Source organism: Blattabacterium cuenoti, assembly GCF_014251755.1.
Classification (GTDB): Bacteria; Bacteroidota; Bacteroidia; order Flavobacteriales; family Blattabacteriaceae; genus Blattabacterium; species Blattabacterium cuenoti_AN.
In genome coordinates this window covers 329,633-344,043 of the sequence record NZ_CP059200.1, presented here as the reverse complement: position 1 = coordinate 344,043, position 14,411 = coordinate 329,633, and the positions used below count along the sequence as shown (strand labels likewise).

General features: G+C 27.7%; 13 protein-coding genes and 1 tRNA gene. 11 read left to right on the top strand and 3 right to left on the bottom strand.

Annotation, left to right across the window (positions count from 1 at the left end; translation table 11 throughout):
* Positions 1–9: 9 nt before the first annotated feature.
* From H0H57_RS01635 to H0H57_RS01600, 8 genes are all read left to right on the top strand, one after another.
* Complete coding sequence (locus H0H57_RS01635) at positions 10–1,152, top strand: aspartate aminotransferase family protein (protein ID WP_185863577.1); 1,143 nt, start codon at positions 10–12, stop codon at positions 1,150–1,152.
* The gene (carA, locus tag H0H57_RS01630; protein WP_185863576.1) at positions 1,142–2,242 is read left to right on the top strand and encodes a glutamine-hydrolyzing carbamoyl-phosphate synthase small subunit; all 1,101 of its coding nucleotides are present in this window, start codon (positions 1,142–1,144) and stop codon (positions 2,240–2,242) included. The genes H0H57_RS01635 and carA overlap by 11 nt, the downstream gene beginning before the upstream one ends.
* A gap of 18 nt (positions 2,243–2,260) precedes the next feature.
* Entirely contained in the window at positions 2,261–5,488 is a 3,228-nt protein-coding gene (gene carB, locus H0H57_RS01625; RefSeq protein WP_185863575.1) for a carbamoyl-phosphate synthase (glutamine-hydrolyzing) large subunit, read from the top strand.
* A 14-nt stretch (positions 5,489–5,502) separates the two neighbouring features.
* On the top strand, positions 5,503–6,465 hold the full coding sequence (locus H0H57_RS01620) for an N-acetylornithine carbamoyltransferase (protein WP_185863574.1): 963 nt from the start codon (positions 5,503–5,505) through the stop codon (positions 6,463–6,465).
* Positions 6,462–7,247, top strand: a complete 786-nt coding sequence (gene argB / locus H0H57_RS01615; protein ID WP_185863573.1) for an acetylglutamate kinase — start codon at positions 6,462–6,464, stop codon at positions 7,245–7,247. The genes H0H57_RS01620 and argB overlap by 4 nt, the downstream gene beginning before the upstream one ends.
* A complete protein-coding gene (locus tag H0H57_RS01610) occupies positions 7,238–8,317 on the top strand; it encodes a M20 family metallo-hydrolase (protein ID WP_185863572.1) in 1,080 nt (359 codons plus the stop codon). The genes argB and H0H57_RS01610 overlap by 10 nt, the downstream gene beginning before the upstream one ends.
* 61 nt (positions 8,318–8,378) lie before the next feature.
* Positions 8,379–8,702 (top strand): thioredoxin, encoded by a 324-nt coding sequence (trxA, locus tag H0H57_RS01605; protein ID WP_185863571.1) that lies wholly within the window; start codon positions 8,379–8,381, stop codon positions 8,700–8,702.
* A 5-nt stretch (positions 8,703–8,707) separates the two neighbouring features.
* A tRNA-Asp gene (locus H0H57_RS01600) sits at positions 8,708–8,781 on the top strand.
* A 3-nt stretch (positions 8,782–8,784) separates the two neighbouring features.
* On the opposite strand, the gene ribB is transcribed toward H0H57_RS01600, so the two are convergent.
* Genes ribB through H0H57_RS01585 form a run of 3 tightly spaced genes read right to left on the bottom strand, consistent with a single transcriptional unit; the run spans position 8,785 to position 12,465 of the window.
* Positions 8,785–9,414: a 3,4-dihydroxy-2-butanone-4-phosphate synthase gene (gene ribB, locus H0H57_RS01595; RefSeq protein ID WP_394798847.1), complete on the bottom strand. Its 630-nt coding sequence runs from the start codon at positions 9,412–9,414 to the stop codon at positions 8,785–8,787.
* Between the two features lie 10 nt (positions 9,415–9,424).
* Entirely contained in the window at positions 9,425–10,603 is a 1,179-nt protein-coding gene (locus H0H57_RS01590) for an LptF/LptG family permease (protein WP_185863570.1), read from the bottom strand.
* Entirely contained in the window at positions 10,600–12,465 is a 1,866-nt protein-coding gene (locus H0H57_RS01585) for a DNA translocase FtsK 4TM domain-containing protein (RefSeq protein ID WP_185863569.1), read from the bottom strand. The genes H0H57_RS01590 and H0H57_RS01585 overlap by 4 nt, the downstream gene beginning before the upstream one ends.
* 111 nt (positions 12,466–12,576) lie before the next feature.
* On the opposite strand from H0H57_RS01585, the gene H0H57_RS01580 reads away from it, so the two are divergent.
* From H0H57_RS01580 to H0H57_RS01575, 3 genes are all read left to right on the top strand, one after another.
* Positions 12,577–13,752, top strand: a complete 1,176-nt coding sequence (locus tag H0H57_RS01580) for a porin (protein WP_185863568.1) — start codon at positions 12,577–12,579, stop codon at positions 13,750–13,752.
* 81 nt (positions 13,753–13,833) lie between these two features.
* Positions 13,834–13,989 carry a nicotinate-nicotinamide nucleotide adenylyltransferase gene (locus H0H57_RS03160; protein ID WP_317168240.1) on the top strand — a complete coding sequence of 52 codons (156 nt, stop codon included), beginning with the start codon at positions 13,834–13,836 and terminating at the stop codon, positions 13,987–13,989.
* Between the two features lie 13 nt (positions 13,990–14,002).
* Positions 14,003–14,410, top strand: a complete 408-nt coding sequence (locus H0H57_RS01575) for a nicotinate-nicotinamide nucleotide adenylyltransferase (RefSeq protein WP_317168239.1) — start codon at positions 14,003–14,005, stop codon at positions 14,408–14,410.
* Position 14,411 lies beyond the last annotated feature (1 nt).

Sequence of the window (14,411 nt, the reverse complement as noted above, 5' to 3'; positions counted from 1 at the left end):
ATTATAAAAATGAAATTATTTGACGTTTATCCTATTTTAGATATAGAATTGAGTAAGAGTGAAGGATCTTATGTTTTTGATATACAAGGAAATATGTATTTAGATTTTTATGGAGGACATGCTGTGATTTCCATTGGACATTCGCATCCACATTATGTGAAAGCTTTGATTGAACAAATTCATAAAATATCCTATTATTCTAATAGCGTTTATATTTCTCAAAAAAATAAATTAGCTTCTCTACTTGGAAATATTTCAGGATATGAAGATTATTCATTATTTATATGTAATTCTGGTACAGAATCTAATGAAAATGCATTGAAAATAGCTTCTTTTTATACAGGTAAAAAAAAAGTTATTGCTTTTAAAGGCTCTTTTCATGGAAGAACAAGTGGAAGTTTATCGGTAACGGATAACTACAAATTGATATCCCCTTTTAATGCTCAACATGAAACTATATTCATCAATTATAAAGATTTTGATTCTTTAGAAGAAAAATTAAGAAATAAAGATATTTGTGCTGTAATTACTGAAGGAATACAAGGTGTATCTGGAATTATAGATCCCGGTTTAGATTTTTTTTATCAAGTAGAAAGTTTTTGCAAAAAATACAATACAATATTGATTCTAGATGAGGTACAAAGTGGATATGGAAGAACAGGTACTTTTTTTTCTCATCAATTGTATCCTATAAAACCAGATTTAATTACTGTAGCTAAAGGAATGGGAAATGGATTTCCTATAGGAGGAGTACTCATACATCCTAAATTTCAACCATATTATGGAATGTTAGGAACAACTTTCGGAGGAAATCATTTAGCTTGTACAGCTGGGATTGCTGTATTGGAAATTATTGAAAAAGAAAAATTAATTGAAAATGCAAAAAAAATGGGAAAAATATTGTTAAAAGAATTACGGATCATTTCTGAAATTAAAGGAATTAGGGGAAGAGGACTTATGATCGGTTTAGAATTTGGTTTTCCCATTCTGGATTTGAAAAATGTCTTAGTTTATAAAGAAAAAGTCTTTGTGGGGACATCTAATAATCCATATGTTTTGAGATTACTTCCTCCATTAAATATTAATGAAAATCATATCAAATTATTCCTGAAAAAGTTAAAGAAAGCCTTAGCGTATCTATATGGAAAATAGTAACAAAAAAATAAAAAAAGCGATACTTGTATTAGAAGACGGAACTCAGTATGAAGCTGATCATTTTGGAGCACCAATCTCTTCTTCTGGAGAAGTTGTATTTAATACGGCTATGACAGGTTATCCAGAAAGTATAACAGATCCCTCTTACAAGGGTCAAATATTGACTTATACTTATCCCATAATAGGAAATTATGGAATTCCATCTTTTTCTAGTGAAGAATATCTTTCTGAGTTTTATGAATCGGATAGGATTCAAGTATCCGGACTTATTATTTCTTATTATTCTAATCGTCCGTATCATTGGAATATGAATCAATCTCTATCGAATTGGTTGTATGAAAATGGAATTCCTGGATTATATGGAGTAGATACTAGATTCATTGCAAAAAAACTTAGAAAAAGTGGAGGATCTATGTTAGGTAAAATTTTAATGAAAAAGGAAGATCTTCCTTTTTATGATCCGAATCAGGATAATCTTTCTGAAAAAGTATCGATACATGAAAAAATTATGTATGGAAATGGAAAATACAAAATACTACTTGTAGATTTTGGGTTAAAAAATAATATTTTACGTTGTCTTTTACGAAGAGATTGTTCTATTATCAGAGTTCCATGGAATTATGATTTTACAAAAGAAGAATATGATGGATTAGTTCTTTCTAATGGACCTGGAAATCCTAAGATTTATAAAAAACCGATACATTATATTCGTATAGCTTTGAAGAAAGAACAACCTATATTTGGAATATGTTTGGGAAATCAACTTTTAGGGATAGCGGCAGGAGGCGATACTTATAAACTAAAATATGCACATAGAAGTCATAATCAACCAGTTTTTTCATTAAAAACAGGAAAAAGTTTTATTACATCACAAAACCATGGATATGTTTTGGATACAAGAAATCTTTCTAGAGAATGGAAAATATTTTTTAAAAATTTAAATGATGAAACTTGCGAAGGGATCATTCATAATGATAAACCTTTTTTTTCGGTACAGTTTCATCCAGAAGCTTCAAGTGGGCCTCAAGATACCGAATTTTTATTCGATGTTTTTATAGATTCAATTAAAAAAAGTAAATATAATTAACGAATCTTTCATAATTATATGAAAATAGAGAAAGTACTGATCCTGGGATCAGGTGCATTAAAAATAGGAGAAGCTGGTGAATTTGATTATTCTGGAACACAAGCATTAAAAGCCCTTAAAGAGGAGGGGTATTATACTATATTGATAAATCCAAATATTGCCACAGTTCAAACTTCGAAAGAAATTGCTGATAAAGTTTATTTTCTTCCTTTAACTTTATTTTTTATTAAACGTGTAATTTCTAAGGAAAGACCACAAGGAATTTTACTGTCTTTTGGTGGACAGACTGCATTGAATTGTGGAATTCAGCTTTTTCAAGAAGGAATTATAGAAAAATACAAGATTCAAGTTTTAGGAACATCTATTGATTCTATTATTCATAGTGAAGATAGAAACTTATTTAAAAATAGGTTAACTCATATTAACATCAAAACGGCAAAAAGTTTTGTGGTCCATTCTATGGATGATGCCGTTTTCTATTCTTTAAAAATAGGATTTCCTATTATCATTAGATCTGCTTATACCCTTGGAGGGTTAGGGAGTGGTTTTGCTAAAAATGTTCATGATTTAAAAAAAATAGTAAGTAAGGCTTTTTCTTACTCTTCTCAAATTGTTGTAGAAGAATATTTAGAAGGATGGAAAGAAATTGAATATGAAATAGTTAGAGATCAATATGATAATTGTATTGCTGTATGCAATATGGAAAATTTTGATCCCATAGGAATTCATACAGGAGAAAGTATTGTTGTCGCACCGTCACAAACCTTAACAAATTCTGAATATTATAGTTTAAGAAAATTAGCTATACATATAGCTAGAGATTTTCATATAGTAGGAGAATGTAATGTTCAGTTTGCGTTAGATCCTAGTTCAGAAGATTATCGTGTTATTGAAGTGAATGCACGTCTGTCTCGCTCTAGTGCTCTTGCTTCTAAAGCGACAGGTTATCCTTTAGCTTTTGTTGCCGCTAAATTATCTTTAGGATACGGATTGCACGAATTAAAAAATTCTATAACTAAAAATACTTCTGCTTTTTTTGAACCTGCGTTGGATTATGTAGTATGTAAAATACCTAGATGGGATCTAAATAAATTTTATGGTGTTTCTAATAGGATTGGAAGTAGTATGAAAAGTGTAGGAGAAGTTATGGCAATTGGAGGTTCTTTTGAAGAAGCTTTACAAAAAGGAATTCGAATGTTAGATATAGGAATGCAAGGATTCATTAATATTATGAATAAAAAAAAATTGAAATCTGCTAGATTGCTGAAAGCATATCTAAAAAAACCTACAGATCAAAGAATTTTCTTTTTAGAAGAGGCTTTAGAAGAAGGTATTTCCATAAAAGAAATACATCATTTGACAAAGATAGACCTATGGTTTTTATACCAACTTGATAATATTTTTCAAACAAAAAAAAAGATAGATCGTTTTGATAATTTTATGGATCTTCCGGAACAATTGTTACGAAAAGCCAAAAAAGAAGGTTTTTCTGATATACAAATAGCTAGTATTTTTTATAAAAAAAATCGAAATCACAATATTTCTAATTTAGAAAAAGAAATCAGAGAACATAGAAAAGTGAAAAACATAGTTCCACATGTAAGACAAATTGATACTTTAGCTTCTGAATATCCAGCACATACAAATTATTTGTATTTAACATATCACGCCATTCAACATGATATTCTTTATGAAAAAGATGAAAAATCTGTTATAACATTAGGATCTGGTGTTTATAGAATTGGAAGTAGTGTCGAATTCGATTGGTGTTGTGTCAATGCATTAAATACGATTCATAAAGAATCTTACAGATCTATAATGATAAATTATAATCCGGAAACTGTCAGTACTGATTTTGATCTATGTGATAGATTATATTTTGAAGAATTAACTTTAGAACGTGTATTAGATATTATTGAATTAGAAAAACCTAAAGGAACAATTGTATCTATGGGAGGACAAATTCCTAATAATTTAGTTTTAAAACTTTATGAAAGAAAGGTAAAAATTTTAGGAACATCTCCTGTTTCCATAGACAAAGTGGAGAATAGATATAAATTTTCTAATGCGATGGATCATTTAAAAATTAAACAACCAAAATGGAAAGAATTATCCGATTTTGATGCCATTTATAAATTTATAAAAGAAGTAGATTTTCCTATATTGGTTAGACCTTCTTACGTTCTTTCTGGAGCGGATATGAATGTTATTTCTAATCCAGAGGAATTGCAGCATTATCTTCGTGAGAAAGTATCTATATCTTCTGAATATCCATTAATTATTACAGAATTTATTAAAAATGCTAAAGAGATTGAATTAGATGCTGTTTCTCAAAATGGAGAAATTTTGTATTATGCTATATCAGAACACGTAGAATTTGCAGGAGTACATTCAGGAGATGCAACACTGGTATATCCTCCTCATAATCTATATTTATCTACATTGAAAGAAATCATTCGTATATCTGAAAAAATATCCAAATATTTTAATATATCTGGTCCTTTCAATATTCAATTTTTATCTAAAAATAATGAAATAAAAGTAATTGAATGCAATTTGAGAGCTTCCAGAAGCTTTCCTTTTGTATCAAAAGTCTCTCATTTTAATATGATTGAATTAGCGACTCAAGTTCTCCTTGGAAAGAAAAAAAATAAATTGGAATCTACTTTTCTAAGTACCCATTACTTGGGTGTAAAAGCTTCTCAATTTTCTTTTTCCCGTTTGCAAGATGCAGACCCTATTTTGGGTGTTGATATGGTTTCCACAGGAGAAGTAGGATGTTTAGGAGATACTTTTGATGAAGCGCTTTTAAAATCTATGCTCTCTGTTGGGTACACCGTACCCAAAAAAAATATATTGATATCTGGAGGACCTATTGAATCTAAATTAGATCTTTTAGAAGTAACAAAACTTTTGTATAAAAAAGGATATATATTGTTTGCGACAGAAGGAACTAATAGTTTTTTATCTCATAATGGAATTCCTTCAGTCAAAGTTTATTGGCCTAATGTAAAAAAATATTCAAATGTTATTGAGTTAATAAAAAATAGAAAATTGGATCTTATTATTAATATTCCAAAGAATTTAAGTAAATCAGAGTTGAATAATGATTACGCTATTAGACGTTATGCCGTAGATTTTAATATTCCTCTACTCACTAATGCGCGTTTAGCAAAAGCTTTTATACAAGCATTTTGTAATTTATCTATAGATCAATTATTAATTAAAGCTTGGAATGAATATTGAATATAAATAAGTTTATGAAAAAATTTTTTAGCGTAGAAGATGTTATCGATGTACATGATCTCATTAAAGATGCTCTCCTTTTGAAACAAAATCCATATGATTTTCATTATCTTGGAAAAAATAAAACAATAGGATTGGTTTTTTTTAATCCTAGTTTACGGACAAGAATTAGTTGTCAAAAAGCTGCTTTTAACTTAGGATGTAATACTTGGGTATTAGATGTTCATAGAGATTCTTGGACAATTGAAATGAATGATGGAAGTGTCATGAATCTTACAACACAAGAACATCTTAAAGAAGCGATTTCTGTAATGAGTATGTATTGTGATATTCTTGCAGTCAGAACTTTTCCGAATCTTTCAGATAGAGATTATGATGATCGAGAAATTATTTTTAATAAAATATTAAATTATTCCAGAGTTCCAGTAGTAAATATGGAAAGTGCGACTTTGCATCCTTTACAATCTTTAGCAGATGTTATGACTATTGCAGAATTTACATCTTTTTTTAGAAAAAGATGTAAAGTCGTATTAAGTTGGGCTCCTCATGTAAAATCATTGCCTCATTCCGTTGCAAATTCTTTTTCTCAATGGGTATCAAAAATAAAACAAATAGATTTTACGATTACATGTCCAGAAAGATACAATTTACATAAAAAATTTTCTAATGGAGCTTATACCACACATAATCAAAATAAAGCATTTATAAATGCAGATTTTATTTATGCCAAAAATTGGAGTAGTTATTTAGATTATGGAAAAATTCTTTGTAAAAATTCCGATTGGATGATTACTGAAAATAAAATGAAACTAACCAATCAAGCTAAATTTATGCACTGTTTGCCTGTAAGAAGAAATGTGGTAGTGGAAGATGCGGTTTTAGATAGTAGTAAATATTCTATTGTATTGCAACAAGCCAAAAATAGAATTTACGCTTCGCAAATAATTTTTTTAAGAATGTTACAATCTTTATCATGAAAATCCATATAGTCAAAATTGGAGGTCATTTGATTAATGATCGTAAGTCTCTTCATAATTCTTTGGAAGCTTTTTGTGAACTACAAGGATATAAAGTATTGATTCATGGAGGAGGAAAAAAAGCCGATTTTATTTCAAACAAAATGGGTTTTTACCCAAAAATGATACAAGGTAGAAGAATAACAGATAAAGAAACTTTGGATATAGTCGTTATGACTTATGCAGGAATAATTAATAAAAATATTGTGGCGAGATTACAGTCTTATCATTGTAATGCTTTAGGATTATGTGGAGCGGATGGAAATTGCATCCAATCATATTTACGTAAAATGACAAATATTGATTATGGATATGTAGGAGATATCAATGTAAAAAGTGTGAATACACATTTAATAAAATTTTTATTAAAAAATAATATCACTCCTGTATTATGTTCCATCACACATAATGGAATAGGAAATTTACTCAACACAAATGCAGATACAATAGCTGCCTATATAGCGATGTCCTTAGCTAAGGAAAAAGATTGTGAAGTAGAGTTACATTTTTGTTTTGAAAGAAAAGGGGTTTTACGAAATGTACAGGATTCGGAATCTTATTTAAAAAAAATAAATTTTCATTTATTTCAAAAAATGAAACAAAGTCACACCATAACAAATGGGATGATTCCTAAATTGGAAAATGCTTTTTTTGCATTCCAAAATGGAGTATATAAGGTTAGTATAGGTCTACCTACTCATTTATTAAAAAATGATCGTAATAAGACGATCCTATGTCTGTAGTAGATTTACAAGTTTTAAAGGAAGAAGCCATACAACTTCTAATTCAGATCATCAATACCCCTTCCATATCTGAACAAGAAAATAAGGTCTCTTTTTTGATAGAGGATTATCTTCATAAATATGGATTTCATGTAAAAAGAAAATTTAACAATATATGGACAGAAAATCATAATTTTTATAAAAAAAAAGATGTGCGAACCATATTATTAAATTCTCATCATGATACGGTAAAGCCAGGAAAAAGTTGGATAACCGATCCTTTTACTGCTATTCAACAAGAAAATAAACTAATCGGATTAGGAAGTAATGATGCTGGAGCTTCTGTTGTTTCATTGATATCTACTTTTATATATTTAAGTAATTTATCAGAGTTGTCTTATAAATTAGTACTTTCTATTACTGCAGAAGAAGAAATATCTGGTTCTTCGGGTTTTCGATCAATTTTACCTGAATTGGGATCTATAGACTTAGGAATTGTGGGAGAACCAACACAAATGCAAGTAGCTATTGCTGAAAAAGGACTTATTGTATTAGATTGTATAGCTGAAGGAAAGACAGGACACTCTGCGAGAAATACGGGAGTCAATGCTATTTATGTAGCCACAAAAGATATAGAAAACTTGAGAAATTTTTATTTCGATAGAAAATCGGATTTATTAGGTCTTACTACTTTAAATGTAACTCAAATACAAGGAGGAATACAACATAATGTCATCCCTGATACTTGTTCTTTTGTTATAGATGTCAGAAGTAATGAATTATATAAAAACGAGGAATTGATTGATATGATACGAAAAAAAATTCATTCTAAAATGAAACCGCGTTCTTCACATTTCAATTCATCTTTCATAAATCCTATGCATCCTATTGTTTTAAAAGCTAAATTGATAGGAAAAAATACTTATGGATCTCCTACTCTTTCAGATCAAAGTATCATGCCTTTTTCTACTATTAAAATGGGAGTAGGAGATAGCGTACGTTCTCATACGCCTAATGAATACGTTTTGATTTCAGAAATCATGGAGGGAATAGATATTTATATCTCTTTATTGAAAGATTTTTACTTTTGAATTTGAAACAAAAAAGGTAAATTTGTTTGTTATATTTTTTTTTAAATAAAATGGAAAAAGTATGTTAAAAGAAATAAACGATGAAAATTTTGAACAGTTGATTTCTGAATCAGAAAAACCTATTCTGGTAGATTTTTGGGCCCCATGGTGTTCCCCATGTAGAGCTTTATCTATTCTATTAGAAGAAATCTTTTCTGAATATCATACCAAAATATTAGTTTTTAAGTTGAATGTAGATAATAACCCAAAAGCTTCTTCTAAATATGGTATCCGTAGTATTCCTACTATGATTTTTTTTAAAAATGGAGAAAAAAAAGATATTCATATTGGAATTCTTTCTAAAGAAGAAATAAGAAAAAAATTAGATGCTTTAATAAATTCATAATTTTGGGTCTGGTAGTTCAGTTGGTTAGAATACATGCCTGTCACGCATGGGGTCGCGGGTTCAAATCCCGTCCAGACCGCATTCATGATTCTTTTTTATGTTTTATTTTATATTTAATAAGATCTTCTATGGATATGATTTTTATATGAAATTTTTTTGCGATCTGAATCAGTTGTGGTAAACGGGCCATAGATCCATTTTTATTCAGAATTTCTACCAATACTCCTCCAGGAATGCATCTGGCTATTTTAGTGATATCGATAGCAGCTTCCGTATGTCCAGGTCTTTCTAAGACTCCTCCTTTTTTTGCGCGTAGAGGAAATATATGTCCTGGTTTGTTGAATGCTTTTGGTTCGATTTCATTCACTAGGGCAAGAATAGTTTTGGCTCTATCTGAAGCAGAAATTCCAGTGCTAACGCCATACCCTCGTAAATCTACGGAGACGGTGAAAGCCGTTTTCCTAGGATCTGTATTATTTTTTACCATCATTTTAAGTTCTAATTGATCACATTTTTCTTCCGTTAAGGAAACACAAACTAATCCTCTCCCATGGGTAATGAGAAAATTTACAATTTCAGGAGTTATTTTTTCAGCAGCTACTATAAAATCTCCTTCATTTTCACGATTTTTATCATCAACCACGATAATAATTTTTCCATTTTTTATATCCTGTATGGCCTCTTCAATTTCATTTAAGTCAAAAACCATCATTATTTAATTATTATATAATATAAAAATCATCCATTACAGTTTTATAAGTCATCCATATACTTACTGGAAAAAAAATTAAATTAGGGATCCAGGCCCCGATCCATGGACAGATTTCAGTTTTTTCTACTTTATTTTGAGTGATGGTTAGTAAAGTATAATAAATGATAAATATAATCAGTGCTATCATAGTTGGATAACCTATTCCTCCTTTTCTAATAATAGCACCTAATGGTGCTCCAGTAAGAAACATTATAATGCATGTTACTGGAAATGTAAATTTTTTTTGTAATTCTAGTTGCAGCTTGGCTAAGTATATTTTACTTTCGTTTGTATTGATTTTTTTATCATTTTTTTTCTTTAAAAAATTTATTTTTTGAATAAGATTTTTCGTATTTAGAGTTTGATAAAAATCATAGTCATCATCATATAAATTTTTTATTTGGGATTCTGAAGGAATTTTAAAATTTTGAATTAAAGTATCAAATTCTACAATTTGATAAGAGGATTGTTCTTTTTTGGGTCCTACATTCAAATTTTCACTATATAAAACTCCATTCATTAATTTCAATTGAATAGATCCATCCTCTTGATTGGAGATTAAAATTCCTTTTTTAGAAAGAATTGTATTGACAAGTGAATTTTTACCATAGAAAAAAATAAATATATTATGTAAATAATTATTATTTATTGATTTTCTATCTATTTTTATGAAAAAATTTGGAAATAGATTTACGAAAATTCCTTCCTTTAATTTTAAAGATGGATAAGTGAACGATATTTTATATCCTAATTTTTTCACTTTTATTTTTGCTCTTGGAATAACAAAATCTGAAAATAAATATAATCCAATGGATAAAACGAAGGTTATTCCTAAAATAGGAATCATAACACGGAAAAGAGATATTCCAGAAGATTTGATAGCGATCAGTTCTTGATTTTCTGAAAAATCACCAAATATTATAATAGAAGTCAATAATAGGGCAATGGGAGTTACTAATGGAAGAATAGATATGCCAAAATATAATATAAATTTTAATATTATGAAAATGCTAATGTTTTTCCCTGTTAGTTCATCTATTTGACTCCAAAAAAATTGAATCATAAAAATGATAAATATTGTAGAATAAATCATTAAAAAAGGAGCCATAAATAAACGAATCATGTATAAATCAAGTTTTTTTATTATCATGATAAATCCGGTTTCGGCAAAAAAAAGTACTCATTTTTTTTATTATTTCCATAAAAATCAACAATTTTTTGAATGTCTGATAATTCCATAAATGGACATTGTAATCGTATCAATTCATTTCTATTCGAAAAGAGCATATCTCCTTTTCCTATTAATTGTTCAGCACCTGTGCAATCTAATATCGTTCTAGAATCTATTTTAGAACTAACTCTAAATGCTATTCTTGCAGTAAAATTGGATTTTATTAACCCCGTAATTACATCTACTGATGGACGTTGTGTTGCTATAATCAAATGAATTCCTACAGCGCGAGCGAGCTGTGCTAACCGGGTGATATATATTTCTATTTGTTTTTTTTGATGATTCATATTTAAATCGGCAAATTCATCAATAATTAATATAATATAAGGTAAATGATATTTATTGTATTTTTTTATGACATTATTATATTCTTTAATATTTCTAACCTTATTTTTTTCGAAAAGAGCATATCTTTGATCCATTTCTTTACATAAAGAATTTAATATATTCTTTACTTTATGTAAATCTGTAATGATGGGTTCTATAGAATTCGGAAGTGTAGCAAAATAAGATTTTGAAATTTTTTTATAGATTGATAATTCTACTTTTTTTGGATCAATCAAAATAAACTTGATATCTTTTGGATGTTTTTGATATAATAGAAAAACAATCATGACATTTAATCCTACGGATTTTCCTTGTCCTGTTGATCCTGCTATAAGTAAATGGGGCATTTTTGCTAAATCTACAATCAAAATCTCATTAAATACTGTTTTTCCTAAAGAAATGGGCAGTTCCATTTTATGACTTTTTTTGTGACTTTCTTCTGAAAACAGAATGTCTTTCATATAAACAGGATAACGTTTATAATTTGGGATTTCTATTCCAATAGATCCTTTTCCAGGTATGGGAGCTATAATTCTTATGGATAAAGCGGATAAATTTAAGGCGATTTCATTTTTTAAGTTCTTGATTTTAGAAATACGTGTTCCCACTTTAGGATAGATTTCATACAAAGTGATAGTAGGTCCTATATTCGCTTTTATTTCACATATTTCTATATTATAATGGTTCAGGATTTGAATTATTTTTTTTTTATTAGATTCCAAATCTATTTTCAAATCAATGAATGAAAAATCTTCCTTTTTTTTGTAAAGAATAGAATAAAGCATATTTTTTTTTTTATGGAAAGAAGAATCCATCTTTGTATGATTATCAAAATCATTACACAATTGTAATGTTGTATCTATTTTTTTGTTAAAATTTTGGATTTTTTTTTTTATTCCATTGTTTATGGTTGAATCATTGATACGAAAAATGATGATCCAGTAAAAAATGATACTCGTAAAAAGAAGCATAGATAATCCTACTTTTCCAAATAAATGAATCAAGTAGTTTCCTATTTCAAATCCAAAAATTCCACTGAATATTCCTTGATCAGGAACAATAACATAAAAAAATATGGGAAGCCATATGATAAAAAATAGGAATTTATATATTGTGGATTTATAAAAATTATTGAAAAATTCTTTTTCTGAAAAAAGAATTTTTAATCCTGTGAGAAATAAGAATATAGGAATAAAAAAAGCATTAACTCCTATTCCACAGTGAATAAAATAGTGAGAGACGGTCGCTCCCATTTTTCCAAGTAAATTTTCTGCTATAATTTCTTTATCGAAAAGTTTTTCGAGTTGACTTTGATCATTTTTCCAATGAAATAGAAAAGAAAAAAAACTTAAAAACAAAAAAATACTATTTCCTAATAAAAAAAATCCAAAAATAGTTTTAAGAGTTTTTTTTTTATTTTTTCTTTCTGTTTTTTTTATTTTATTTCTGTACATTTTTTTTATAGTTTTGGAAAAAAAATTTAATCTTTTTGAAACCAAAACAAATAGTTTAAAAAAGTTTTTATATATTATGTTATATTATGATTGAATAATAAAATTAAAAAAATGAAAAAAACAAAAATTATTTTCCTGATTCTTTTTTTAGGATTTTTTTATCCTTTTCATAGTTTTTCAGAAATCATACAACAAAAAAAAACAATAGATGAAAATCCTAATTTTAACGTATTTTTAGATTATTCGAATAGTATTCATTTTGGAATGAAAGAAGACATTTCTGAAAATACTCATTTTTCTGAAAACAATTTCAATTTGGAAGTGATAGGAAAGGCAAATGATAAAATCAGTTATTGTTTTACAAAACAGTTTGTTAAACAAATAGAAAACAAAAATTATAACATGCTAGATGTAGCTTATTTAAAATATAAGTGGAACGATAAACTTGATTTTTTGTTTGGAAAACAACCTTTTTCTTTTGGAAGTATGGAATATGCTAGTGGACCCTATGAACACGCATACCGTTATACACATGTACACAAAAGAAACAAAAATAATAATTATGTTGGATTCAGTTTTATTTATCATCCCATAAAAGATCATGAGTTACAATTTCAAGTTGTCAATGATATGAAACGACAGGAAGAAGGAAATATGATAATTCAAGACATCAATTATCCTATGGGATATTCTGTAAATTGGAATTGGGGTATGAATCCACCAAATAATGATCATGATCATGATCATGATCATGATGATAAAATCATAAAAAATAGATGGTCCTATTCTATTTTTCAAGAACATGAAAAACAAAAATATTGGAAATTATTAGCTTTAGGTAGTCAATTCAATTATACCCCTGTCACCATAGAAACAGACTATATATTGAGCAATGAAGACATAGAAACAAATAAGAGCATTTCACGATCATGGAATCGTGATTATTATTATAATTATGATATTGTCTCTGTAAAATATGGAACCTATTTAGTAAAATTAAAATATAATTTTCTTCCAAAATGGAATTTAATTGCTAAAGGAGTATATGAAATAGGGAGCTATAAGAAAAAAATAAATAATATTTTGGGACCAAATGAATTGTTTCAAAAAATATATACTTATTATGGAGGTGTAGAATTTCTTCCTATCATAAAAAATGATGATATTAGTTTTTTTATTGCATATCAAAATTATAGAATAAATTACAATTTAGATCAAATTAAAAAAGAAAAGAATAATGATCATTTTCTTATTTTAGGATTGAATTATCGTGTGAAAATGATTTAACAAAAAAAAAAAAATCATAAAAAATATCGATAGACGATATGTATGTCTACTCGGTATTTTTTATTTGATTTATGGATCAGTATGAAAATCGGACTTTATTTTGGATCATTTAATCCTATTCATTTAGGACATACAATTATTGCTAATTATATAACAGAATTTATAGATATAGATTCTGTTTGGTTTGTGGTTTCTCCACAAAATCCATTAAAAAAAAAAGAATCTTTTAGATTATGAACATAGAATTGAAATGGTTCGAATAGCTGTTTCTAATTATGAAAAAATGAGTGTTTTGGATATTGAATCTGGAGATTTTCCTTCTTATACCATTCATACACTTTCGAAAATAGAAAAAAAATATCCTAGAAATAAATTTTTTATTCTTTTGGGAAAAGATTCATTTTATTTTTTTAGAAAATGGAAAAATTATAAAATCATTTTAAATAAATATAATATTTTGGTTTATCCTAGAATTGGATATTTTTCCCATCCTGTTTTTAAATATTATAAGAACATAATTTTTTTGAAAGCTCCAATTATTGAAATATCTTCTTCTTTTATTCGAAAATCTATTCAAGAAGGAAAAAATATGAAACCTATGCTTCATGCAGAAGTTTGGTATTATATGGAAAAATATAATTTGTATATAAAAAAGTAAA